The sequence below is a fragment of the Streptomyces hirsutus genome, from assembly GCF_001418415.1.
In the GTDB taxonomy this organism is placed as follows: domain Bacteria; phylum Actinomycetota; class Actinomycetes; order Streptomycetales; family Streptomycetaceae; genus Streptomyces; species Streptomyces hirsutus.
The window spans coordinates 1-22,354 of record NZ_LIQT01000393.1; the positions used below are offsets into that span (position 1 = coordinate 1).

Consider the following 22,354-nt stretch of genomic DNA (forward strand, 5'->3'; position numbering starts at 1 on the left):
CCGAGCGCGCCATCCCCCACCGCTCCCTGTGGTCCCGGCTGGGACCGCTCACCCCCATCGCCGTACGTACCGCTCTCGGCTGCGGCCTCGCCGGATACGCTTCTCTCGCTCTCGGGGTCGGGCGGCCCTACTGGGCCCTGACCACCGCCGCCGCCCTCTACCAGGCCAACATCACCCTCACCTGGAGCCGGACCGTGCAGCGGGTCGTCGGCAACCTCGTCGGCGTGCTGGTCTTCGCGGCCGTCGCCCCGATCGCCAACCTCGGACCGCTCGCCCTCGTCCTGTGCTGCCTCGTCTTCAACTTCGGCGCCGAGGCGCTCATCGGCCGCAACTACTGGCTCGGCAGTGTCTGCGTCACCCCGCTGGCCCTGCTCGTCACCGAGTTCCCCGGCTACCAGGGGACCGGCTCCCTGATCACCGATCGTGTGGTGGACACCCTGGTCGGCGCGCTGGTCGGCTTCGGCGCGGCCCTGGTCGTCACCAACCGGCGGGCGGGCAACCGCGTCGCGACGGCGCTCACCACGGTGGGCCTGCGGCGCGAACACGCGGCCCGGCTGCTGGCCGACCCGCAGGCCGACCCGGCCGCCCTGGAGACCGCCCGGCGCGACCTGGCCGCCGCCCTCGTCGACCTGCGGGCCACCGCCGACGCGGCCGCGGGCGAATGGTGGCTTCGCACGCTGCCGCAGGAGCGGGTCGTGCTCGCGGAGCAGGCGGGACACCGTACGCTCGCGGCGATGGTACGACGCCAGGGCCTGGCGGCCGGCTCCGGCGCGGAGACGAACCGGAGCGCGGTCGCAGGCGCGAGTCCGGACACCGGCCCGGGCACGGGCTCGGGCGCGAGTCCCGACACCGGCCCGGGCACCGGCACCGGTAAGGGCGCGAACGGCGACACGGGCAACGACACGGAGGACGTACGGCCATGAGAGCGACCGAAGGCCTCCCGGCCGACGGAGGACGTCCCGCCGGAGGGGCCCACCGGGCCGACGGCGGAACCCCGGCGGACGAGGCTCTCCCGGCCGGCGCGGGAGTCCCCACCGGCGAAGGCACACCGGTGTCCGGCCAGGACACCGTCGCAGAGGTGGTCCGGCAGTGGCGGGCGGTGTACCCCGGCCTCGACACCGGGCCCATGGAGATCATCGGGCGCATCAACCGCTGTGCCGCCCTGCTCCAGCAGGCCGAGGACGCCCCGCTCGGCCGGGCCGGACTGACCCGTCCCGAGTTCGACCTGCTCGGCGCGCTGCGCCGCACCGGCCGCGAACTCACCCCGGGGGAGCTGGCGCGCGAGACCTTCTCCTCGGGCGCCGCCGTCACCAAGCGCCTCAAGCAGCTCACCGCGCGCGGCCTGGTGGAGCGCCGCGGTGACTCCCGCGACCGCCGAGTGGCCCGGGTCCGCCTGACCGACGCCGGGCAGGACGCGGTCGACGGGGTCATGCCCGCGCAGCTCGCCTACGAGAGCGCCGTACTGTCCGGCCTGGACGGACCGGCGCTCGGCGAGCTGGCCTCGTTGCTCGCCGAGTTGCTGGGCCGGCTGGAAGGACGCCCGGGCGCCCCGCGGACGTGACGAACCCCGGTCGTCGGGATCGCCGTACCCGGTCTCAGATCCCCGGCCGGTACCGCAGTGGATGATCGGCCGGGATCTCCACGAGGACGATCGGTGTGCCGTCCGGGTCGGCGATCCACATCTCGATCAGGCCCCACGGCTCCTTCACCGGCGGCCGGACGATCTCGACGCCCTCGTCCTTCAGCTCATCGTGGGCCGCCACCACGTCCGCCACCTGGAGCCACAGCCTTGTCGCGGGGTCCGCCGCGCCTGCCGGGCTGTCGGACCGGCCGGACAGCTCCAGGAAACCGCCGCCGAGGAAGTAGACCGTGCCGCGCTCCGGGCCGGTGGCGAACTCGCGGTACACCGCGAGGCCCAACTGCTCGCCGTAGAAGACGCGGGAGCGCTCGGGATCGGTGGGACGGAGGAGGATCCGGCTGCCCAGTACATGCACCATGCGGCCGAGCGTAGCGGCCGGGATAACCTCGTCCGTGGCCGAGCCACGCCGACAACCGGTACAGCCGATGCACGTGCGGACTGCGAACCGGGGACCGCGTGCCGCGGACTGCGGACGACCTGAGCGAAGAAGCGGAGAAGTGCCCCATGGAATCCGTCACCGAGAGCGTACTCACCTTCCGTGACGCCACCGAAGCCGATGTGGACGGCCTCGTCGCGCTGATCGAGTCGGCGTACCGGGGCGACTCCAGCCGGGCCGGGTGGACCACCGAGGCCGACATCCTTCAGGGGCAGCGGACCGACCCGGAAGGCGTGCGGGAGGTCGTCAAGTCGCCGGACAGCCGGCTGCTGACGGTGGAGCGCGAGGGCCGGATCGTCGCCTGCTGCCAGCTCGAGCACCGCGGTGACCACGCCTACTTCGGCATGTTCGCGGTCAGCCCCGGGCTCCAGGGCGCCGGGCTCGGAAAGGCGATCATCGCTCACGCCGAGCGGCAGGTGCGGGACACCTGGGGCGCGCGTGAGATGCACATGACCGTGATCACGGTGCGCGAGGACCTGATCGCCTGGTACGAGCGGCGCGGTTACCGCCGTACGGGCAGGACGACTCCCTTCCCGTACGGCGACGAGCGGTTCGGCATTCCGCTCCGCGCCGACCTGCGGTTCGAGCTGCTGGTCAAGGAACTGACCTGACGGCCGAACGCACGGTCCCGGCCGCCCCCGGACGGAGCCGGCCCGGCCGTCACGCGGTGAAGCGGCCGGTGCGTTTGATCTCCGGGTAGTCGGTGGTCGCGCCGTCGAGCCCGAGGGCCCGGACCAGTCTGAGGTGGTCCTGCGTGTTCACCACCCAGCCGATGATCCGCAGGTCCGCCTTGCGGGCCTGCTCGACGATCTCCAGGGTGAGGCGGCGGATGTTCAGGCAGACGGTCGACGCACCGGCGCCGACCGCCCGCTCCACAACGTCCGGATGGTAGCGGCTCGCGACGAGCGCGGTGCGTACCCCGGGCACCAGACGGGCGATCTCGGTGATCGCGTCGTCGTGGAACGAGGACACCTCGATCCGGCCCACCAGATTCCGCCGGTTCATCACCTCGGCCAGGGCCCTGGCCGCCTGCACGTCCTTGATCTCGGCCTGCAACGGGGCGTGGACGGCGTCCAGCACCTCCTCGAGGACGGGGATGCGCTCGCCGCGTCCGGCGTCCAGGGCGCGCAGTTCGGCGATGGTCCGGTCGGCGATCGGGCCCGTGCCGTCCGTCGTGCGGTCCAGGTCCGTGTCGTGCATGACGACGAGCGCGCCGTCCTTGCTCAGGTGCAGATCGAGTTCGATGACGTCGAGACCGGCCTCCTGGGCGGCGACGAAGGACCGGAGGGTGTTCTCGGGCTCGACACCCATGACTCCGCGGTGACCGATGGTGAGGAAGTTCAAGATGCGACTCGCTTCCGTCGACGGCGACGCGGGACCGCGTCCCTGCGGCCCTCCTGGACCGTATCGTCTGTGCCCGCCCCGTCCAGATGCTGAACAGTGAAGTCGAGGAGTGTCACCCACTCGCGTGATGGGCAGGAAAAAATGCGGTGACGACCGGGGTGGCGCAGGATAATTTACGGAGGTGTCCCTTGCTGGGAGAAACCTCGTATGTATACGGTCGGCGTACGCAGTTTCTTCGCTGGAGGATGGGATATGACGGAAATTCTTGTGCAGGTGGGTACGGAGGGGCACGTTCCTTCGGTGGCCAGGGTGGTCGAGCACCCGGCGTGGCCCGTGCTCAAGGATGCCGTGGAGCGGATCAGGCCCTGGCAGGCGAAGGACGGATCGATCGACCTCGACGCCGAGGGGGCCCCGGCCCGCGCCGAGGCCGAGCTCGAGGTGTGCCGCGTGGTCGACGCGCTCGACGAGCTGTCCCCGCTGCTCCCGCACGACCGCGCCTATCACGAGGCCCTGGCGAAGGACCTGACCCGCTGGGCCGAGGGCGGCTTCGAGGTGCCCGACTTCCTGGACTCGCTGCTGGCCTTCCACCCGGCCGCGCACCGCGAGGACGGCCTCCAGCACCTGGTCGTCTTCCCGATGTACACGCAGAACGGAAACCCGGACCGCAACCTCGAGGCGGTCGTGCTGCGCATGGTGTGGCCCGACTGGCTGGCCGAGCTGGAGCGCACCCGCTACGACAACCCGCTGTTCTGCGGCATCTCGTTCGAGGACTTCACCGCGGGCTACGACACCAACTCCGCGGTGCTCTTCCCCGAGACCATCGCCGTGCGCGAGGCCCCCGAGCGGTTCACCTGGGGCGGAATCTTCTGCGACCGCGAGGCCGCCCGCTTCCGCCGGGTGTCCGCCGCCGCCGTCGACCTCCTGGGCCTCGAACTGCCCGACGACGTCGCGGCGCTGGTGCACGACCAGAAGCGCTGCGAAGAGGCGTTCGTCCTGTGGGACATGGTGCACGACCGCACCCACAGCCACGGTGACCTGCCTTTCGACCCGTTCATGATCAAGCAGCGCCAGCCGTTCTGGATGTACGGCCTGGAGGAGCTGCGCTGCGACCTCACCGCCTTCAAGGAGGCCGTGAAGCTCGCCGGCGAGGGCGTCCCGCAGGCTCGTGACGTCCAGGTCGCGGTGCTGTTCGACCGCATGTTCCGCTTCCCGGTCACCGGCGAGCGGGTCCGCAACTACGACGGCCTCGGCGGCCAGCTGCTCTTCGCCTACCTGCACAAGCACGACGTCGTCCGCTGGACCGACAACAAGCTCGCCATCGACTGGGACCGCGCCCCGCAGGTCACCAACCAGCTGTGCGCCGAGATCGAGACGCTGTACCGCGACGGCATCGACCGCCCCAAGCTCGTCCACTGGTTCGCCGGGTACGAGCTGGTCTCCCGCTACCTCTCCCCGCACCCGGGATCCAAGTGGGCCAAGGGCCCCGACGCCCTGGACCTGACGCAGCCGCCGCGGAAACTCGTCGATGACGTGCTTCCGGACGAGTTTCCGCTGAGCATGTTCTATGAGGCACTGTCCAAGAAGCTGAAGAACGTAATCGCCTCGACCCGGGGCATCACGGCGGACAGCGCCGAGCGGATCGCCGCGTGAGCGATCTGGTTCGCACCACTGCGCAGGAGGCGATGACCATGGGGAACGGGGCACTCGACGGTGCGGTGATCGCGGTGGCCGGCGCGGGGGGACCCGCGGGGCGGGCGACACTGCTCAGGCTGGCCGAGGCGGGGGCGATCGTCATCGGCTCCGACAACGATCCGGAACGGCTGGCGGAGGCCGTGGACGCGGCGCGCTACGCGCACGGCGGTGCCACCGTCACCGGTGACACGGTCGACCTGCTCGACCTGGACTCCACCCGCGAGTGGGCCGCGCGCACCGAGAGGGAGTTCGGCCGTGTCGACGGCCTGGTCCATCTCGTCGGCGGCTGGCGCGGCAGCGAGACCTTCACCAAGACCAGCGTGGACGACTGGGACCTGCTGGAGATGCTGCTGGTCCGGACCGTGCTGCACACCTCTCTCGCCTTCCACGAAGGGCTGCAGCGCAGCGACCGCGGCCGGTACGTCCTGATCAGCGCGGCCGGCGCCACCAAGCCCACCGCGGGCAACGCCGCCTACGCCGCCGCCAAGGCCGCCGCCGAGGCGTGGACGCTGGCCATGGGCGACTACTTCCGCAAGGCGGGGGGCGAGCAGGGGCCGACATCGGCGGCTGTGATCCTGGTGGTGAAGGCGTTGGTGCACGACGCGATGCGCGCCGAGCGCCCCAACGCGAAGTTCGCGGGCTTCACGGACGTCAGGGATCTCGCCGAGGCGATCGCCGGCGTCTGGGACAAGCCCGCCGCGGAATTGAACGGAAACCGTCTGTGGCTGACCGAGAAGCCGTGAACCCACCCCGGACCGACGCGCGCCGCCATCACGACCCGGATGTCCGCGGTTTCGCCAGCGACAACTACGCCGGGGCTCACCCGGAGGTGCTCGCCGCCCTGGCCCTGGCCAACGGCGGGCACCAGGTCGCGTACGGCGAGGACGCGTACACGGAGAACCTCCAGCAGGTGATCCGCAGCCACTTCGGCCCCACCGCCGAGGCCTTCCCGGTCTTCAACGGCACCGGTGCCAACGTCGTCGCGCTCCAGGCGGTCACCGACCGCTGGGGCGCCGTGATCTGCGCCGAGAGCGCGCACATCAACGTCGACGAGGGAGGGGCGCCGGAGCGCGTCGGCGGGATCAAGCTCCTCACCGTGCCCACCCCCGACGGCAAGCTCACCCCCGAGCTGATCGACCGGCAGGCGTACGGCTGGGAGGACGAGCACCGGGCGATGCCGCAGGTGGTGTCCATCGCTCAGGCCACCGAGCTGGGCACGGTGTACACGCCGGACGAGATGCGCGCCCTCTGCGAGCACGCGCACGCCCACGGGATGAAGGTGCACGTGGACGGCTCCCGGCTGGCCAACGCCGCCGCCACCCTGGACGTGCCGATGCGCACCTTCACCAACGCGGCCGGCGTCGACCTGCTCTCCCTGGGCGGCACCAAGAACGGTGCCCTGTTCGGCGAGGCCGTCGTGGTGCTGAACCAGGACGCCGTCAGCCACATGAAGCACCTGCGCAAGCTGTCCATGCAGCTCGCGTCCAAGATGCGCTTCGTCTCGGTGCAGCTGGAGGCCCTGCTCGCGCGGGACCTGTGGCTGCGCAACGCCCGGCACGCCAATGAGATGGCCCAGCGTCTCGCCGAGGGCGTGCGCGCCGTGCACGGCGTGGAGATCCTCCACCCGGTCCAGGCCAACGCCGTCTTCGCCCGCCTGCCGCATGCCGTGACCGAGCGCCTGCAGAAGCGCTTCCGCTTCTACTTCTGGGACGAGGCCGCGGGCGACGTCCGCTGGATGTGTGCCTTCGACACCACCGAGGACGACGTGGACACGTTCGTGGCGGCCCTCAAGGAGGAGATGGCCCGCTAGCGGCCGTCGCGCAGTCGACATCCTCGCAGGGGTGTGCACCCGACCAAAAATGTATTGATCTTCGGTCGGGTGCATACCTATGCTCCGGTGGTATGCAGACCATCCAGGAAACCCCGGATCTCTCCGCCTATCTGGCCGCAGACGAGGTGATCGACCACCACCACGACCTGGTCCGCGAGGCTGCCGCCGGGCTCGCGGCCGGAGTGGCCGACTCGTATGAGTATGCGCGAGCGGCCTTCGAGTTCGTGCGCGACACCATCCCGCACTCGCAGGACTCCGGCGACCCCCGCGTCACCTGGCGTGCCTCCGACGTCCTGGAGCGGCGCACCGGGATCTGCTACGCCAAGGCCCACGCACTGGCCGCACTGCTGCGGGCCGAGGACATCCCGACGGCGCTGTGCTACCAGGATCTCGGGGTGGTGCACGGTCTGGTCGCCGTGCGGTTCCACGGTGCCTGGCACCGGCAGGACCCCCGGGGCAACAAGCCGGGGGTCGACGCCCGCTTCTCCCTGGACGGCGAGCGGCTGGCCTTCACGCCCGATCCGGCCTCCGGTGAGAGGGACTACCCGCTCCTGTACGCCGCACCGCACCCCGTCGTGCTGGACGCGCTCAAGACCGCGCGGGACCGCCCGCACCTGTGGCGGACGCTGCCCACCGCACTACCGGAGCACGCCGGAACGTGACGTGCGCGTCGGCGGCTCAGCGCGCCTCGGCCGCACGGACCTGCTCCGGTGTCGGCGCCGTGCCGCCGAGGTGGGCCGGCATCCACCAGGTGTCGTCCGGGCCCTTGGGGCGCACCGGGTAGGCGCGCTGCGCGGCCTCCAGCAGTTCCTGCACCCGTTCCCGGAGCTGCCGGGTGATCGCGCCCGCGTACTTGTCCTTGGACGCCTCGACCGCCTCGCCGACGCGCATGGTGATCGGGAGGTGGCTGCGCTTGAAATTGCGGGGGTGCCCCTTGGTCCACAGGCGCTGGGTGCCCCACACGGCCATCGGGATCAGCGGTACGCCCGCCTCCTGCGCCATGCGCGCGGCACCCGACTTGAAGCTCTTCAGCGTGAAGGACTGGGAGATCGTCGCCTCCGGGAAGACGCCCACGATCTCGCCCGACCGCAGCGAGGCGAGCGCGTGCGCGTACGCCGCGTCGCCCTGCTTGCGGTCCACGGGGATGTGCCTCATCCCGCGCATCAGCGGGCCCGAGATCCTGTGCCGGAACACGGCGTCCTTCGCCATGAAGCGCACGAGCCGCTTCTGCGGCAGCGCCGCGAGGCCGTTGAAGACGAAGTCCAGGTAGCTGATGTGGTTGCTCACCAGTACGGCGCCGCCCGTACGCGGGATGTTCTCCGAACCCCGGCAGTCGATCTTGAGGTCCCACGCCTTGAACAGAGTCTGGGCGAAACCGATCACGGGACGGTAGACGAGTTCTGCCATGGGTGCGGTGGAACCCTTCCTGCTCTGCCTGGGTAGGGGGACTCCCAGTCGAAGTTACGCAGCCGTAGGTTTACGGCTTGTCGCTGATGGTGCCCCAAGAACGACCGCCGAACCAGCCCTGGTGCCTGCCTGCGGCGAGATTCTTGTCACGTCCACTCCCTTGATCCACCTTGGGCTTTTGCGTCGCCATTACCCCGCGCACCGTCGTCCGCCGCAGGAGCAGGTGCGTCTCGCCTCCCCGGGCGGTAACCGAACGTGGTGGCCAGGGAGCTCCGAAGTCCGCCGGTCCGATCCGGCTCCGCAGGACACGCCGGAACAATCAGCCGTACGGCGGCGGCCGTCCCGTCCGCCGGGCCGGCAGCCGTATGTTCCCGGTGGCCAGCACGGCGGCCGGCACCACGGTCGTCACGGCGGCCCCGAGACGGGCCTTCTCGCGTCGGTGTCCATGGATCGGGCATTCCGTACGGGAAACCCCTGCGGGTGCCGGGAATCTTTGCGGTCCCGTGAATGCTTCGACGGATGATGACCGGGCTCACGGGGTGTGTGCCGGTGCTCGCGACGGCGAGCACCTTCGGAGTGCTGCGGCTGCGGCGGAGCGGGGGAGTACGGGTGCGAGGGCGGGACGACGGCAAGCGGCTGAGGGCGGAGGAACTCGGCGCCGACCTCGGTGAACGGGCCACCCTCGTCCAGTTCTCCAGTGCGTTCTGTGCGCCCTGCCGGGCGACCCGGAGAGTGCTCGGCGAGGTGGCCGGTCTGGTCCCCGGCGTGGCCCACGTGGAGATCGACGCCGAGGCGCACCTGGACCTCGTGCGCCGGCTGGACATCCTCAAGACGCCCACCGTGCTGGTCCTCGACGCCGACGGCGGTGTCGTCCGGCGCGCCACCGGCCAGCCGCGCAAGGCCGATGTGATCGCCGCGCTCGGCGAGGCCGTATGACGGGGTGGGCCGCTCCGCTTTCCTCCGCTGCCAGGGGCGTCTCCACGCCCCGCGTCACCGGTCCGGGGACGATCGCTGCTGCGTGCCGGTCGAGTTCCGGTTACGCTGCGTTGCGAAGGTCACAGTTCAAAGCGCTTGCTCAGCGGGAATGAACTGGGTGTACTGGCGAGTAATATTTAGCTCGGAACCGTGGATCGCCCCGATCGGGAACGGCCGTTTGAGGCGCTTATGCTGCCTGAAGGCAGGCAGCCAGAAATGACGATTGCAGTAGGAGAGCCGGCGTGAGCTTGAGGATCGTTGTCACCGTGAAGTACGTGCCCGACGCCACCGGCGACCGGCACTTCGCCGATGACCTGACCGTCGACCGCGACGATGTGGACGGTCTGCTCTCCGAGCTGGACGAGTACGCGGTCGAGCAGGCGCTGCAGATCTCGGAGAACTCCGACGACGACGTGGAGATCACCGTGTTGACGGTGGGTCCCGAGGACGCCAAGGACGCGCTGCGCAAGGCGCTGTCCATGGGCGCCGACAAGGCGATCCACGTCGAGGACGACGACCTGCACGGCACCGACGCCATCGGCACCTCCCTGGTCCTGGCCAAGGCGATCGAGAAGGCCGGCTACGACCTGGTCCTCTGTGGCATGGCCTCCACCGACGGCGTCATGGGTGTGGTGCCGGCGCTGCTCGCCGAGCGCCTGGGCGTGCCGCAGGTCACCCTGCTCTCCGAGGTCGCGGTCCAGGACGGCACCGTCACCGGCCGCCGGGACGGCGACGCCGCCTCCGAGCAGCTGCAGGCCTCGCTGCCGGCGGTGGTGTCGGTCACCGACCAGTCGGGCGAGGCGCGCTACCCGTCCTTCAAGGGCATCATGGCGGCGAAGAAGAAGCCCGTTCAGTCCTGGGACCTGTCCGACCTCGACCTCGAGGCCGACGAGGTCGGCCTGGCCGGCGCCTGGACGAAGGTCGAGGCCGCGACCGAGCGTCCGGCCCGCAGCGCGGGCACGATCGTCAAGGACGAGGGCGAGGGCGGCAAGCAGCTCGCCGCCTTCCTCGCGAGCCAGAAGTTCATCTGAGCCAACAGGCCCCGCTCGCTTCCCGCCCTCACACTTCGCAAGCAGGAGAGAAGAAGTCCCATGGCTGAAGTTCTCGTCTACGTCGACCACGCGGACGGCGCCGTCCGCAAGCCGACCCTGGAGCTGTTGACGCTGGCCCGCCGCATCGGCGAGCCGGTCGCCGTCGCGCTGGGCAACGGCGCCGCCGACACCGCCGGCGTGCTGGCCGAGCACGGCGCGGTGAAGGTCCTGACCCACGAGGCCGCTGAGTACGCCGACTACCTGGTGGTGCCGAAGGTGGACGCCCTCCAGGCCGCGGCCGCGCAGGTGTCCCCGGTGGCCGTGCTGGTGCCCTCCTCCGCCGAGGGCAAGGAGATCGCCGCCCGCCTCGCGCTGCGCCTGGGCTCCGGCATCCTCACCGACGCCGTCGACCTCGAGGCCGGCGACGAGGGCCCGGTGGCCACGCAGTCGGTGTTCGCCGCCGCCTACACCACCCGCTCGCGGGTCTCGAGGGGCACCCCGGTCATCACGGTCAAGCCCAACAGCGCGGCCGTGGAGCCGGCCCCGGCCGCCGGCGCGGTCGAGGCGCTGTCCGTGACCTTCTCCGACAAGGCGAGGGGCACCCAGGTCGTCTCGCGGACGCCGCGCGAGTCGACCGGCCGCCCCGAGCTGACCGAGGCCGCGATCGTGGTCTCCGGTGGCCGCGGCGTCAACGGCGCGGAGAACTTCGCCCTGATCGAGGCGCTCGCCGACTCCCTGGGTGCGGCCGTGGGCGCCTCGCGGGCCGCGGTGGACGCCGGCTGGTACCCGCACACCAACCAGGTCGGCCAGACCGGCAAGAGCGTGTCGCCGCAGCTGTACATCGCCTCCGGCATCTCCGGGGCGATCCAGCACCGGGCGGGCATGCAGACCTCGAAGACGATCGTGGCGGTCAACAAGGACGCCGAGGCTCCGATCTTCGACCTGGTCGACTACGGCGTGGTCGGCGACCTGTTCGACGTCGTCCCGCAGCTCACCGAGGAGATCAACACCCGCAAGGGCTGATCCCCTCAGGGCCGTACGGGCCCGGGGCCCCCACGACCGCGCCCGGCGCGGTCGTGGGGGCCTTCGCCTGTTCCGGAACGGGGCTGCCCCGGCTGTCCCGGGGTGAGCGACGCCTGCACCGGCAGATGGTCGCTCGGGAACCGGCCTCCCGGGGCGTAGGTGTTGACCGCAGCGCGGTGCACCGTGACGTCGGGTGTGGCCAGGACCCAGTCGATACGGGCACCGCCCGGCACCAGCGGCCCGTACCCGTGGAACGTCCCGTACGCCTCGCCCCGCTCGGCCGCCGCGTCCCAGGTGTCGACGAGACCGGCGCCCAGCATCGTGTCGTACACCGGGTTCCCGTGGGCGGCGACGTTGAAGTCCCCCGTCACGATCACGGGCAGGGAGCGGGCCAGCCCGGTGACGCGCTCGGCGACCAGGGCGGCGGCCCGCTCGCGTGCGTACTGGCTCGCGTTGTCCAGGTGGGTGTTGAGCACGTAGAACTCCCGGTCACCGGCGCGCAGATCGCGGAAGCGGACCCAGGTGACCATGCGGATGTGGGCGTTGCTCCAGGTGTTCGAGGCGATCAGGTACGGGGTGTCGGAGAGCCAGAAGTGGTCGTACTCCAGGGGGGCGAGCCGGCGGGTGTCGTAGAGGACCGCCATGAACTCGTCGCGGCTGCCGCCCGCCCGGCCGGTGCCGATCCAGTCGTAGGACGGTCCCAGGTCCGCCTCGATGTCGCGCAGCTGCTGGTGGAGGCCCTCCTGGGTGCCGATGACGTGCGGCTGCTCGCGGCGCAGCAGCCGGCGCATCACGGGTCTGCGGGCGGCCCAGCTGTGGGGCTCCGCGGTACCGGCGAAGCGCAGGTTGAACGACATGACCTCGAGCGGCCCGCCCTGGCGTTCCGGGCGTTCTTGGCCTTCCCGGGCCGAGGCGGGCTCGGGAGGCAGTGCTGTACTGGAGAGCGGAAGGGCGACGGAGGCGGCGAGCGCGGTCTTCAGACCCAGGCGGCGCGTGACTCGGCTGGGGTTCGGCACAGGAGCTCCTTCGCTGGTGCTGCGCGGCGGTGTCCGGGAGGGTCGGGCGTACGTCGGTGTGCGGGTGGCGCGGGGTGGTGCGGTGCCGGGTGGTGCGCGGTTCCGTGTCAGACGGTGCCAGATGGATGTGGACATGCCGAGAGGGCGGAGGGGATCGGGATGTCGGAGGAGGGTGAGGTGGTGTTGACCGGTGTGAAGGCCGCCCGATAACTTCATTCAACGGATTGTTGATTCCGCATTGCGGAAAGTGCGGATCGGGCGTGCCCGCGGGGACATGAGGGATCTGGAGGGCGTGGATGAGCCAGGGCCGGCAGGAGCGGGTGGCCACGAGTATCGCGGGTGCCGTCGGCGCGGAGATCGACGCGTTCCTGGCGCCGGTCGACGCCGAGCTGGAGCGCCGCTACCCCGGAGACCCCGGCACCCGTCAGCCCGTCCACACCGTCTACGTCCCCGGCGACGCCTTCACCGCGGGCACCCTCCGCTCCTGGGGCGACCGGGCTTTGGCCGCTCTCGACGAACACGCTCCGGACGCCGCCTCGTTCGCCGCCGCCGTCGGGATGGACCCCGTCCTGGCCGAGGCGGTCTACGGCCGCGTCCGCGCCAAGCTGGAGCGTGAACCCGTGGAGGACCTGCGGGTCGACTTCGAGGACGGCTACGGCAACCGTCCCGACGCCGAGGAGGACGAGGCCGCCGCCCGCGCCGCGCGGCTGATCGCCGAGGCGCACCGGGACGGCACGGCGGCCCCGTACACGGGCATCCGGATGAAGTGCATGGAGGCCGCGGTGCGCGACCGGGGCATCCGCACCCTCGACATCTTTCTCACCGGCCTGGCCGAGGCCGGTCCGCTGCCCGGAGGACTGGTGCTGACGCTGCCCAAGGTCACCTGTCCCGAGCAGGTCACCGCCATGGTGCGGCTCCTCGACGCATTCGAGAGGGCGCGCGGGCTGGAACCCGGCCGGCTCGGCTTCGAGATTCAGATCGAGACCAGCCAGGCCGTTCTCGCCGCCGACGGCACCGCCACCGTCGCCCGGATGATCCAGGCAGCCGAAGGGCGTGCCACAGGCCTGCACTACGGCACCTTCGACTACAGCGCCTGCCTCGGCGTCTCCGCCGCCTACCAGGCCAGTGACCACCCGGCCGCCGATCATGCCAAGGTCGTCATGCAGGTTGCCGCCGCGGGCACCGGCGTACGCGTCTCGGACGGCTCCACCAACGTCCTGCCCGTCGGCCCGACCGCACAGGTCCACGCCGCCTGGCGGCTGCACCACGGCCTCACCCGCCGGGCCCTGGCCCGCGCCTACTACCAGGGCTGGGACATGCACCCCGGGCATCTGCCCACCCGCTACGCGGCCGTCTTCGCCTTCTACCGCGAGAGTTTCGAACAGACCACCGCCCGGCTCGCCCGGTACACCGCCCGGACCGCCGGCGACGTCATGGACGAGCCCGCCACCGCCAAGGCCCTCGCCGGCCACCTGTTGCGCGGCCTGGACTGCGGCGCCCTGGACCACGCCGAGGTGGCGCGGGCGACCGGCCTCACCCGCACCGACCTGGAGGGTTTCGCGTTCCCGCACCGCGGTGACCCGAAGGCCTCCGCGCCGTAGCCCGCACCTCTGCGCGACAGCCGTGCGGGAGCCGTGCGGGAGCCGTGTGGGGCAATGCTCCGTGGTGACCGGCGGGTTCGCGTCGTCTATGTGAGGGGCGGCGGCAACGACAGGCCGGCGCCCGGGCTGTCCGTCCGCCGGGACCGCACGTGCCGCTCCAGACCCGACGCCGTCACCAGACGCTCCTCGGCGAACACCCGTGTGCCCCGCGCGCAGAGCGCCGGATCGGCGCGGGCCCGCGCGCTGAACTGTTCGGCGGAGACGCCGAACAGTTCCCGCAACGCCCTTGAATTCAGAAGGAGTTCGGTGAGCAGGGGGCGCTGGCCGGGGTGGCCGCGTGGGGCCCGGGTGCCGTCGTGGAGGACGCCGTGCCGGTTGACGTACGCATGGGTGCCGGGGAGCGCGGTACCGTCGGGGAGTTCGATGCGGACGTCGGCCGAGGACAGCCAGACGCGGTCGTAGTTTCCGTCCGGCAGGGGGACGCCCTCGCTCGCGTCGATCACCGCGAGCTGCTCGGCGTCGAGCCAGATGACGAACAACTCCCGTACCGTCCCCGGGGCCTCGACCGGTGACGCGGACACATACCCCATGCGGCTCACGTGCGCCGAGACCCCCACGTCGACGCCGGTCACCCGGGTCCGCACCATGGGGAGGGGCGAGGAGATCCCGAACCGGTCCATCTTGTGCCGCAGTTGGCCGGGGGAGGCGTTGGACCCGACGGCCAGGACGGGCACCCGGTCCTCGTGGACCAGGCGGTCCAGCGGCCGCAGCAGGTCCCCGTCCAGCAGCCCCGACTCCCGCGGCCACGCACCCGGGTACCGCAACGGATGCTCGCGCGGCGCCTCGGCCAGACCCAGCGCCCGCAGCGTACGGTCCGCGTCCCGCACGCGGTGCGCACGGTCACTCGAGCGGCGGGGGCGGTCGTCTGCGCGGTCTGCGCCGCCCGTTCGGATCCTCGCGGACACGGGGGCTCAGTCCGCCGGGGGCAGCTCGCCCGAGCCGCGTGTGATCAGCTTGGTCGGCAGTTCGATCCGCTCGGGGGCGAGCAGGGTGCCGTCCAGCTGCCGGAAGAGGCGTTCGGCGGCGGTCCGGCCGAGGGCCGCGGAGTCCTGGGCGACGACCGTGAGCCCCGGCCGGAGCAGATCGGCGAGCTCGATGTCGTCGAAACCCACGAGCGCGACAGGGCGGGACCGCTCGCTCAGGACCCGGATCACGGTGACCGTCACCCGGTTGTTGCCCGTGAAGACGGCCGTGACCGGATCCGGGCGGGACAGCATCTCCTCGGTGGCCCGGCGCACCCGCTCGGGGTCGGTGACCCCCAGGGACATCCAGGCGTCCTCCACCGGTATGCCCGCGTCCTCCATGGCGGCGCGGTAGCCGCGCAGTCGCTCGGACGCGGTGTGGATGCCGGGCATGTCACCGATGAAACCGATCCTGCGGTGCCCGTGGGCGATGAGGTGGGCCACGCCGTCACGGGCGCCGCCGTAGTTGTCCGACACGACGACGTCGGCGTCTATCCGGCCTGCCGGCCGGTCCACGAAGACCGTGGCGACGCCCGCCCTGAGCTCGGGCTCGAGATACCGGTGGTCGTCACCTGCCGGAATCACCACCAGACCGTCCACCCGGCGGGCGCACAGTGCCAGCACGAGCTCCTGCTCGCGGTCGGCGTCCTCCGCGCTGGAACCGTTGATCAGCAGCGCGCCGTGCGCGCGGGCGACCTCCTCGACCGCCCGGCTCAGCGGACCGTAGAACGGGTCCGCGAGATCCTCCAGCACCAGGCCCACACTGGCGGTACGGCCCTTGCGCAGCACTCGCGCGCTGTCGTTGCGGCGGAAACCGAGAGCCTCGATGGACTCCTGCACCCGGCGCTCCGTCTCCGGCGTGACCCCGGGTTCGCCGTTGACCACCCGAGAGACCGTCTTCAGGCCGACCCCGGCACGGGCCGCCACGTCCTTCATGGTCGGGCGGTTGCCGTAACGGGACCCTGAGAGGCGGTGGGTGCGGCGGGGTGTCTCCGGCACGGTGCGGTGTCCTGTCCTGTCGACCACGGGCTGCGTGGATCCATGGGGTTGTACGAGGATGTGGCGTCGAGCATAGAGCCTGGACAACGTTGTCAGGCTCAGGGACACTGTCCACCGCGCATCCCGGCCCGCGAGCGATCGCTGCCCGTGGGGCGTGGCTCGCCCCGTGTGTCGCTTCATGGCCGCGCATGGGCTGTTTCAGCGCCTTTCTCATGGTTGACGGGGAGAACCGAGACTGATGCACACCGACCTCGTGGCAGCGCTCGACATCGGCGGCACCAAGATCGCCGGCGCGCTGGTGGACGGGCAGGGCCGGATACTGGTCCGTGCCCAGCGGCCGACGCCCGCCGAGGCGGACGGCGACACCGTGATGCGGTCGGTCGAGGCGGTGCTGGGCGAGCTCGCCGCGTCCCCGTTGTGGGGGCGCGCGAGCGCTGTCGGTATCGGCAGCGCGGGCCCCGTGGACGCCTCCGCGGGCACGGTGAGCCCGGTGAACGTGCCCGGCTGGCGTGACTACCCGCTGGTCGCCGGGGTCCGGGCGGCGACCGGTGGACTGCCCGTGGAGCTGATCGGCGACGGTGTGGCGATCACGGCGGCCGAACACTGGCAGGGCGCCGCCCGCGGCCACGACAACGCGCTGTGCATGGTCGTCTCGACCGGGGTCGGCGGCGGACTCGTGCTGGGGGGCCGGCTGCACCCCGGGCCGACCGGCAACACGGGGCACATCGGCCACATCAGTGTGGACCTCGACGGCGACCCGTGCCCGTGCGGCTCGCGCGGCTGCGTGGAGCGCATCGCGAGCGGGCCCAACATCGCCCGCCGAGCCCTGGCGAACGGCTGGCTCCCCGGACCGGACGGCGACACCTCCGCCGCCGCGGTGGCCGCCGCCGCCCGCGCCGGGGACCCGGTGGCCGTGGCGTCGTTCACACGGGCCGCGCGGGCGCTGGCCGCCGGAATCGCGGCCACCGCGACGCTCGTCGAGATCGACATCGCCGTGGTCGGCGGAGGGGTGGGCAAGGCGGGCGAGGTCCTCTTCGCCCCCCTGCGCCAGGCCCTGACCGAGTACGCGACGCTGTCGTTCGTCCGGCGTCTCGTGGTGGCGCCGGCGCGGATGGGCACCGACGCCGGGCTGGTGGGCGCCGCGGCGGCGGCCCTGACACTGCGGACGGATCCGGCGGCGGCGGGCGTCTGACCACGGCCGGGGCACGGATGCCCGCGGGAGCGTTCACGCTCGTCGTGAAGGTCCGTGCGTGTCCGTACGCGTCCGTGCGTGACCCCGGGGCGGTTTCCGCCGTTGAGCCCGGCATGAAGAAGCGCAGCATGCTCGCCATCGCCACCTTGGCCACCGGTTTCGTCGTCGCGGCGGTCACTCCGTCGCACGCGCTCGGCGAGGGCCTCGAGGGCCTCCCCGTCGGTGACGCTCTCAGCACCCTCGACCACACCGTCATCGCCGACGGCCCGGCCGACGCGGCCGACGGCGACCGGAAGGCCAAGGGCTGAGGGGCCCCGCGAAACCGCCCGACGGCGCCGGTGCCCTCCCGGGAGGGCACCGGCGCCGTCGGTGTGCGTTCTCAGCCGTCGGTGTGCGTTCTCAACGGGGGCTGGTTTCCGTGGCAGGGTGGAGCGGGCAAGCCACAGGGGGCCCAACAGAAGAGGGGGAACCGTGATCGTCTGGATCAACGGTGCGTTCGGTGCGGGGAAGACCACGACCGCACGGGAACTGATCGAACTGATCCCGAACAGCGCGCTCTTCGACCCCGAGGTCATCGGCGGGGCGCTCAGCCATCTGCTTCCGCCCAAACGCCTGGCCGAGGTCGGCGACTTCCAGGACCTTCCCATCTGGCGCCGGCTCGTGATCGACACGGCGGCGGCCATGCTCGCCGAACTCGGCGGGACCCTGGTCGTTCCCATGACCCTGCTGAGGCAGGACTACCGCGACGAGATCTTCGGTGGCCTCGCGGCCCGCCGTATTCCGGTCCGGCATGTCCTCCTCGCTCCGGCGGAAACGATCCTGCGTGAGCGAATAGCGGGCCGGGAGGTTCCGCCGGACCTCCCGGACGGCGAGATACGGATCCGGCAGTGGTCCTACGACCACATCGAGCCGTACAAAACCGCCCTGGCCTCCTGGCTCACCGCCGACGCCTATCCGGTCGGCGCCGGCCCGCTGAGCCCGTACGACACCGCCGTCCGGATCGCCGAGGCGGTCGGCAGCGGCGAGGCGCCCGCTTGCGACATCGTGCAGACGCCCGAGCCGACGGCCGAGACCGTCGCCGCCGGTGTCCTCCTCTTCGACGAGCGCGACAGGGTGCTGCTCGTCGATCCGACCTACAAGCCGGGCTGGGAGTTCCCCGGCGGGGTCGTCGAACCCGGCGAGGCGCCCGCGCGCGCGGGCATGCGCGAAGTCGCCGAGGAGACCGGCATCCGCCTCGACGAGGCGCCGTCCCTGCTCGTCGTCGACTGGGAACCGCCCGCGCCGCCCGCCTACGGCGGCCTGCGCCTGCTCTTCGACGGCGGCCGTCTCCGCGCCGCCGACGCCGCGCGGCTGCTGCTGCCCGGCCCCGAACTCCGCGACTGGCGCTTCGTCTCCGAAACGGAGGCCGCCGGCATGCTGCCCCCGGTGCGCTACGAACGGCTCCGCCGCGCCCTGCGGGCACGGGAACGCGGGAAGGCGATGTATCTGGAAGCGGGGGTGCCGGTCGGCTGACGTCCGGAACCCGGCCGGACCTCGCGCGGCCCGGCGCGGCCTGTTCGCGGTGCGAGGCCCGGCCCGGTGCGTGGTTCCCCGGCCGGGCGCCGCACCGCAGCAGTGCCGCGCGGGCGGGATCAGCCCGTGGACCCGGCCGCGGACGCGTAGTTGTGCAGGAACAGCGCCTCCGTGACCGACAGCCGTTCCAACTCGTCGGGTGAGACGCTCTCGTTCACCGCGTGGATCTGTGCCTCCGGCTCGCTCAGGCCGATGAGCAGGATCTCCGCCTGCGGGTAGAGGGCCGCGAGGGTGTTGCACAGCGGAATGGATCCGCCCTGCCCCGCGTAACTCATCTCCCGGCCCGGGTACGCGACCGCCATCGCGTCGGCCATGGCCCGGTAGGCCGGGCTGGTGGTGTCGGCGCGGAACGCCTGCCCCTGTCCGATGTGCTCGATGCTCACCCGCGCGCCCCACGGCGTGTGCGCCTCCAGGTGCGCCTGGAGCAGCGCGGTCGCCTCGGCCGCGTCGACCCCCGGCGGCACGCGCAGGCTGATCAGCGCGCGGGCACTCGCCTGCACGGACGGGGTCGCGCCGACGACCGGCGGGCAGTCGATGCCGAGGACGGTGACGGCCGGGCGGGCCCAGATGCGGTCGGCGACCGTACCGGAGCCGATCAGCTCCACGCCGTCAAGGACCTTGGCGTCCTTGCGGAACTGCTCCTCGTCGTACTGCAGTCCGTCCCAGGCGCTGTCGCCGGTCAGCCCGTCGACGGTCGTGCTGCCGTCCTCGGCGCGCAGCGAGTCCAGGACGCGGACCAGGGCGGCCAGGGCGTCGGGCGCGGCGCCGCCGAACTGGCCCGAGTGCAGGTTGCCTTCGAGGGTGTCGACACGCAGACGGACGAGCGTCATACCGCGGAGGGTGGCGGTCACCGTCGGCAGACCGGCGCGGAAATTGCCGCTGTCGCCGATGACGATGGTGTCGGCGGCCAGCAGTTCGGGGTGCTGCTCGGCGTACCGTTCCAGGCCGCCGGTGCCCTGTTCCTCCGAACCCTCGGCGATCACCTTGATGTTGACCGGAACGCCGCCGTCGGCCTTGAGCGCGCGCAGCGCCAGCAGGTGCATGATCACACCGCCCTTGCAGTCGGCGGCCCCGCGCCCGTACCAGCGGCCGTCCCGCTCGGTGAGCTCGAACGGCGGGGTGTCCCAGCCGGCCTCGTCCAGCGGCGGCTGCACGTCGTAGTGGGCGTACAGGAGCACCGTCCTGGCGCCCTCGGGGCCGGGAAGGAAGCCGTACACCGACTGGGTGCCGTCGGGGGTGTCGAGGAGGGCCACGTCCTGGAACCCCTCGGCTGTGAGCGCGTCCGCGACCCAGCGGGCGGCGCCTTCGCTCTCGCTGCGCGGGAACTGGCCGAAGTCCGCCACCGACTTGAAGGCCACCAGTTCGGCGAGCTCCTCCTTCGCCCTGGGCATCAGCGAGGCGACGGTCACGGCGACCGGATTCGACGACATGGGCACGCTCCTTGTGGGTGCGACGTTGATACGTGTGCGTACGTTCGTGGGCGAGACGATCGTGGAGCACGGGTGAGGTCCGGTGTACGGGGCACCCATGCCGCACGATCCTCCCACAACGGCCTCGAGTGATCGTCGCCGTAGTATGCGGTGGACAGACGGGGGTACCCCCTGCTCGAGCGATGCCGGGAGCTGGGGGCGGGCAGGCGGCTGGATCGGGAGCAGTAGACCATCGTGAGCAGCGAGAACTCTTCGGCGGACGACGCGCGGCAGGTATGGGACGTCGTCGTGGTGGGCGCGGGACCCGCGGGTGCCTCGGCCGCCTACGCGGCAGCGGTCGCGGGGCGGCGCGTGCTGTTGCTGGAGAAGGCGGAACTGCCCCGCTACAAGACGTGCGGGGGCGGCATCATCGGCCCGTCGCGGGACTCCCTGCCTCCCGGCTTCGAGCTTCCGCTGAAGGACCGGGTGCACGCGGTGACGTTCTCGATCAACGGCCGCTTCAGCCGTACCCGCCGGTCCCGGCAGATGCTGTTCGGGCTGATCAACCGGCCCGAGTTCGACCACCGGCTGGTGGAGCACGCGCAGAAGGCCGGCGCCGAGGTGCGCACCGGTGCCGCCGTGCAGCGGGTCGAGCAGCACGGCTCGGCGGTACCGGACCGCCGCACGGTCGCCCTCGTCCTGCAGAGCGGCGAGACCGTGCTCGCGCGGGCCGTGGTCGGCGCGGACGGCAGCGCCGGACGCATAGGAGCACACGTCGGGGTCAAGGTGGACCAGGTCGACCTGGGTCTGGAGGCGGAGATCCCGGTGCCGGACACCGTCGCCGAGGACTGGAAGGGGCGGGTGCTCATCGACTGGGGCCCGATGCCCGGCAGTTACGGCTGGGTCTTCCCCAAGGGAGACACGCTCACCGTCGGCGTGATCTCCCGGCGTGGTGAAGGCGCCGCGACCAAGCGGTACTTGGAGGACTTCATCGGGCGGCTCGGTCTCGCCGGCTTCGAACCGAGCATCTCCTCCGGCCACTTGACCCGGTGTCGGGCGGACGACTCTCCGCTGTCGCGCGGACGGGTGCTCGTGTGCGGGGACGCCGCCGGGCTCCTGGAACCGTGGACCCGCGAGGGCATCTCCTTCGCGCTGCGGTCGGGCCGGCTGGCGGGGGAGTGGGCGGTGCGCATCGCCGAGGCCCACGACGCCGTGGACACGCGCCGACAGGCGCTGAACTACGCCTTCGCGGTCAAGGCGGGGCTCGGTACCGAGATGAGCGTGGGCAAGCGGATGCTGGCCGCGTTCGAGCGGCGCCCCGGGGTGCTCCACGCCGTCCTCACCGGCTTCCGCCCCGCCTGGAACGCCTTCCGGGACATCACCCGCGGTTCGACGACGCTCGGCGAGCTGGTCCGTACCCATCCGCTGGCCCACCGCGCGATGATCGCACTGGACCGGCGTCCTTCGGGCGGCGGCTCCGGTGCCGCGGACAGGTCCGAGGCCGGGGGCGCGTCCGTCAGTTCGTGACCGTGATCCGGAAGACCGGGTGGTCGGGGGCGACGCGGCGCAGCTCCTCGTCGGAGGAGTCCGGGCCCACTCCGTCGAAGAAGACGCCGACCTCCGCCTTCCAGCGCTTGAGGTAGGCACGCAGCAGTGGCGGCTTGTCGTCGTCGGCGACCTCGGTCGCGGTGAAGGCTTCGACGCTCTTCCCGAGGTGCAGCTCGCCGCCGCCGGCCGCCCGCATGTTGTGCGTCCACTGGACGTGGCCCCGGGGTGCGACGAGGTACTGAGCGCCGTCCAGGGTCATCAGATTGACCGGGGTGGTCCGCCACTGGCCGCTCTTGCGGCCGCGGACCGCAAGCACCCTGGACCCCCAGACGCTCAGTCCGCGGCGGGTCAGCCACGCCACTAGGCGGTTGAGGACGTTGACGGTGAACCAGCCGGGCTTCTTGACGTGCGTGGACATGAGGACCCCAGGTGAGAACGAGTCGGGTCGCCGGAGTGGCGTGGCGAAGGAGACGGGGAACGGAAGGAGAGCGCTGCTCCTTTTCGTGAGCACTGCTCTCTGTTTGGTGGCGCCAGTTTGCACGGTTCGATGTCATTGTGCAAGAGCGGTGCTCTCCTTTGTGTCCAGTGCTCTCTTTTGCGTGCAGTGCTCTGATTTC

23 protein-coding genes are annotated in these 22,354 nt (G+C 71.7%); 15 read left to right on the forward strand and 8 right to left on the reverse strand.

Annotation, left to right across the window (positions count from 1 at the left end):
• Positions 1-923, forward strand: a 923-nt coding sequence (locus AOK11_RS27310) for an FUSC family protein (RefSeq protein WP_167353838.1), incomplete at its 5' end; no start/stop codon positions are given.
• Positions 920-1,561 carry a MarR family winged helix-turn-helix transcriptional regulator gene (locus AOK11_RS27315; protein WP_079035119.1) on the forward strand — a complete coding sequence of 214 codons (642 nt, stop codon included), beginning with the start codon at positions 920-922 and terminating at the stop codon, positions 1,559-1,561. The genes AOK11_RS27310 and AOK11_RS27315, both read left to right, overlap by 4 nt.
• Before the next feature lie 34 nt (positions 1,562-1,595).
• Here the strand turns inward: AOK11_RS27315 and AOK11_RS27320 are convergent, their stop codons facing one another.
• Positions 1,596-1,997 carry a VOC family protein gene (locus AOK11_RS27320; RefSeq protein WP_055596383.1) on the reverse strand — a complete coding sequence of 134 codons (402 nt, stop codon included), beginning with the start codon at positions 1,995-1,997 and terminating at the stop codon, positions 1,596-1,598.
• 146 nt (positions 1,998-2,143) lie between these two features.
• Between AOK11_RS27320 and AOK11_RS27325 the strand changes: the two genes are divergently transcribed.
• The gene (locus tag AOK11_RS27325; protein WP_055596384.1) at positions 2,144-2,686 is read left to right on the forward strand and encodes a GNAT family N-acetyltransferase; all 543 of its coding nucleotides are present in this window, start codon (positions 2,144-2,146) and stop codon (positions 2,684-2,686) included.
• 49 nt (positions 2,687-2,735) lie between these two features.
• Here the strand turns inward: AOK11_RS27325 and AOK11_RS27330 are convergent, their stop codons facing one another.
• Positions 2,736-3,419, reverse strand: coding sequence for a glycerophosphodiester phosphodiesterase (locus tag AOK11_RS27330; protein ID WP_055596385.1), 684 nt, complete (start codon positions 3,417-3,419; stop codon positions 2,736-2,738).
• Positions 3,420-3,671: 252 nt separating this feature from the next.
• On the opposite strand from AOK11_RS27330, the gene AOK11_RS27335 reads away from it, so the two are divergent.
• From AOK11_RS27335 to AOK11_RS27350, 4 genes are all read left to right on the forward strand, one after another.
• Positions 3,672-5,069 (forward strand): DUF6421 family protein, encoded by a 1,398-nt coding sequence (locus AOK11_RS27335; RefSeq protein WP_055596386.1) that lies wholly within the window; start codon positions 3,672-3,674, stop codon positions 5,067-5,069.
• A gap of 38 nt (positions 5,070-5,107) precedes the next feature.
• Positions 5,108-5,854 (forward strand): SDR family NAD(P)-dependent oxidoreductase, encoded by a 747-nt coding sequence (locus tag AOK11_RS27340; protein ID WP_055596410.1) that lies wholly within the window; start codon positions 5,108-5,110, stop codon positions 5,852-5,854.
• Positions 5,851-6,921 (forward strand): threonine aldolase family protein, encoded by a 1,071-nt coding sequence (locus AOK11_RS27345; RefSeq protein ID WP_055596387.1) that lies wholly within the window; start codon positions 5,851-5,853, stop codon positions 6,919-6,921. The genes AOK11_RS27340 and AOK11_RS27345 overlap by 4 nt, the downstream gene beginning before the upstream one ends.
• 92 nt (positions 6,922-7,013) lie before the next feature.
• Positions 7,014-7,604, forward strand: a complete 591-nt coding sequence (locus tag AOK11_RS27350) for a transglutaminase domain-containing protein (RefSeq protein ID WP_055596388.1) — start codon at positions 7,014-7,016, stop codon at positions 7,602-7,604.
• 16 nt (positions 7,605-7,620) lie between these two features.
• Here AOK11_RS27350 and AOK11_RS27355 read toward each other — a convergent pair whose 3' ends face one another.
• The gene (locus tag AOK11_RS27355; RefSeq protein WP_055596389.1) at positions 7,621-8,349 is read right to left on the reverse strand and encodes a lysophospholipid acyltransferase family protein; all 729 of its coding nucleotides are present in this window, start codon (positions 8,347-8,349) and stop codon (positions 7,621-7,623) included.
• A gap of 522 nt (positions 8,350-8,871) precedes the next feature.
• Here AOK11_RS27355 and AOK11_RS27360 point away from each other — a divergent pair.
• The 3 genes from AOK11_RS27360 to AOK11_RS27370 all read left to right on the forward strand — a co-directional run bounded on the left by AOK11_RS27360 (position 8,872) and on the right by AOK11_RS27370 (position 11,378).
• On the forward strand, positions 8,872-9,285 hold the full coding sequence (locus tag AOK11_RS27360) for a thioredoxin family protein (RefSeq protein ID WP_206188937.1): 414 nt from the start codon (positions 8,872-8,874) through the stop codon (positions 9,283-9,285).
• 281 nt (positions 9,286-9,566) lie between these two features.
• Positions 9,567-10,355, forward strand: coding sequence for an electron transfer flavoprotein subunit beta/FixA family protein (locus AOK11_RS27365; protein WP_055596390.1), 789 nt, complete (start codon positions 9,567-9,569; stop codon positions 10,353-10,355).
• Between the two features lie 60 nt (positions 10,356-10,415).
• Positions 10,416-11,378 (forward strand): electron transfer flavoprotein subunit alpha/FixB family protein, encoded by a 963-nt coding sequence (locus AOK11_RS27370; RefSeq protein WP_055596391.1) that lies wholly within the window; start codon positions 10,416-10,418, stop codon positions 11,376-11,378.
• Between the two features lie 5 nt (positions 11,379-11,383).
• On the opposite strand, the gene AOK11_RS27375 is transcribed toward AOK11_RS27370, so the two are convergent.
• On the reverse strand, positions 11,384-12,394 hold the full coding sequence (locus tag AOK11_RS27375) for an endonuclease/exonuclease/phosphatase family protein (RefSeq protein WP_079035120.1): 1,011 nt from the start codon (positions 12,392-12,394) through the stop codon (positions 11,384-11,386).
• A gap of 296 nt (positions 12,395-12,690) precedes the next feature.
• Here AOK11_RS27375 and AOK11_RS27380 point away from each other — a divergent pair, with 296 nt between their 5' ends.
• Entirely contained in the window at positions 12,691-13,995 is a 1,305-nt protein-coding gene (locus tag AOK11_RS27380; protein WP_055596392.1) for a DUF6986 family protein, read from the forward strand.
• A gap of 86 nt (positions 13,996-14,081) precedes the next feature.
• Here the strand turns inward: AOK11_RS27380 and AOK11_RS27385 are convergent, their stop codons facing one another.
• Both AOK11_RS27385 and AOK11_RS27390 read right to left on the reverse strand, forming a co-directional pair.
• Positions 14,082-14,882 carry a hypothetical protein gene (locus AOK11_RS27385; RefSeq protein WP_055596393.1) on the reverse strand — a complete coding sequence of 267 codons (801 nt, stop codon included), beginning with the start codon at positions 14,880-14,882 and terminating at the stop codon, positions 14,082-14,084.
• Positions 14,883-14,966: 84 nt separating this feature from the next.
• Positions 14,967-16,016, reverse strand: coding sequence for a LacI family DNA-binding transcriptional regulator (locus AOK11_RS27390; protein WP_055596394.1), 1,050 nt, complete (start codon positions 16,014-16,016; stop codon positions 14,967-14,969).
• 238 nt (positions 16,017-16,254) lie between these two features.
• On the opposite strand from AOK11_RS27390, the gene AOK11_RS27395 reads away from it, so the two are divergent.
• The 3 genes from AOK11_RS27395 (at position 16,255) to AOK11_RS27405 (ending at position 18,720) form a co-directional block, all read left to right on the forward strand.
• Positions 16,255-17,208, forward strand: a complete 954-nt coding sequence (locus AOK11_RS27395; RefSeq protein WP_055596395.1) for an ROK family protein — start codon at positions 16,255-16,257, stop codon at positions 17,206-17,208.
• Positions 17,209-17,321: 113 nt separating this feature from the next.
• Positions 17,322-17,516, forward strand: coding sequence for a hypothetical protein (locus tag AOK11_RS27400; RefSeq protein ID WP_055596412.1), 195 nt, complete (start codon positions 17,322-17,324; stop codon positions 17,514-17,516).
• Positions 17,517-17,679: 163 nt separating this feature from the next.
• Entirely contained in the window at positions 17,680-18,720 is a 1,041-nt protein-coding gene (locus tag AOK11_RS27405) for an NUDIX hydrolase (RefSeq protein WP_055596396.1), read from the forward strand.
• 119 nt (positions 18,721-18,839) lie between these two features.
• Here the strand turns inward: AOK11_RS27405 and AOK11_RS27410 are convergent, their stop codons facing one another.
• A complete protein-coding gene (locus AOK11_RS27410; RefSeq protein WP_055596397.1) occupies positions 18,840-20,210 on the reverse strand; it encodes a dipeptidase in 1,371 nt (456 codons plus the stop codon).
• Between the two features lie 234 nt (positions 20,211-20,444).
• On the opposite strand from AOK11_RS27410, the gene AOK11_RS27415 reads away from it, so the two are divergent.
• A complete protein-coding gene (locus AOK11_RS27415; protein WP_055596398.1) occupies positions 20,445-21,716 on the forward strand; it encodes a geranylgeranyl reductase family protein in 1,272 nt (423 codons plus the stop codon).
• Here AOK11_RS27415 and AOK11_RS27420 read toward each other — a convergent pair.
• Positions 21,706-22,155, reverse strand: a complete 450-nt coding sequence (locus AOK11_RS27420; protein WP_055596399.1) for a nitroreductase family deazaflavin-dependent oxidoreductase — start codon at positions 22,153-22,155, stop codon at positions 21,706-21,708. The two genes, AOK11_RS27415 and AOK11_RS27420, sit on opposite strands and share 11 nt — an antisense overlap.
• Positions 22,156-22,354 lie beyond the last annotated feature (199 nt).

What these genes read in the sequence shown, in the direction of transcription:
- AOK11_RS27350 (WP_055596388.1), top strand. Translation starts at nt 7,014, where the DNA reads ATGCAGACCATCCAGGAAACCCCGGATCTCTCCGCCTATCTGGCCGCA.
- AOK11_RS27340 (WP_055596410.1), top strand. Translation starts at nt 5,108, where the DNA reads ATGGGGAACGGGGCACTCGACGGTGCGGTGATCGCGGTGGCCGGCGCG.
- AOK11_RS27335 (WP_055596386.1), top strand. Translation starts at nt 3,672, where the DNA reads ATGACGGAAATTCTTGTGCAGGTGGGTACGGAGGGGCACGTTCCTTCG.
- AOK11_RS27410 (WP_055596397.1), bottom strand. Translation starts at nt 20,210, where the DNA reads ATGTCGTCGAATCCGGTCGCCGTGACCGTCGCCTCGCTGATGCCCAGG.
- AOK11_RS27380 (WP_055596392.1), top strand. Translation starts at nt 12,691, where the DNA reads ATGAGCCAGGGCCGGCAGGAGCGGGTGGCCACGAGTATCGCGGGTGCC.
- AOK11_RS27395 (WP_055596395.1), top strand. Translation starts at nt 16,255, where the DNA reads ATGCACACCGACCTCGTGGCAGCGCTCGACATCGGCGGCACCAAGATC.
- AOK11_RS27370 (WP_055596391.1), top strand. Translation starts at nt 10,416, where the DNA reads ATGGCTGAAGTTCTCGTCTACGTCGACCACGCGGACGGCGCCGTCCGC.
- AOK11_RS27320 (WP_055596383.1), bottom strand. Translation starts at nt 1,997, where the DNA reads ATGGTGCATGTACTGGGCAGCCGGATCCTCCTCCGTCCCACCGATCCC.
- AOK11_RS27315 (WP_079035119.1), top strand. Translation starts at nt 920, where the DNA reads ATGAGAGCGACCGAAGGCCTCCCGGCCGACGGAGGACGTCCCGCCGGA.
- AOK11_RS27420 (WP_055596399.1), bottom strand. Translation starts at nt 22,155, where the DNA reads ATGTCCACGCACGTCAAGAAGCCCGGCTGGTTCACCGTCAACGTCCTC.
- AOK11_RS27355 (WP_055596389.1), bottom strand. Translation starts at nt 8,349, where the DNA reads ATGGCAGAACTCGTCTACCGTCCCGTGATCGGTTTCGCCCAGACTCTG.
- AOK11_RS27400 (WP_055596412.1), top strand. Translation starts at nt 17,322, where the DNA reads ATGAAGAAGCGCAGCATGCTCGCCATCGCCACCTTGGCCACCGGTTTC.
- AOK11_RS27360 (WP_206188937.1), top strand. Translation starts at nt 8,872, where the DNA reads ATGACCGGGCTCACGGGGTGTGTGCCGGTGCTCGCGACGGCGAGCACC.
- AOK11_RS27325 (WP_055596384.1), top strand. Translation starts at nt 2,144, where the DNA reads ATGGAATCCGTCACCGAGAGCGTACTCACCTTCCGTGACGCCACCGAA.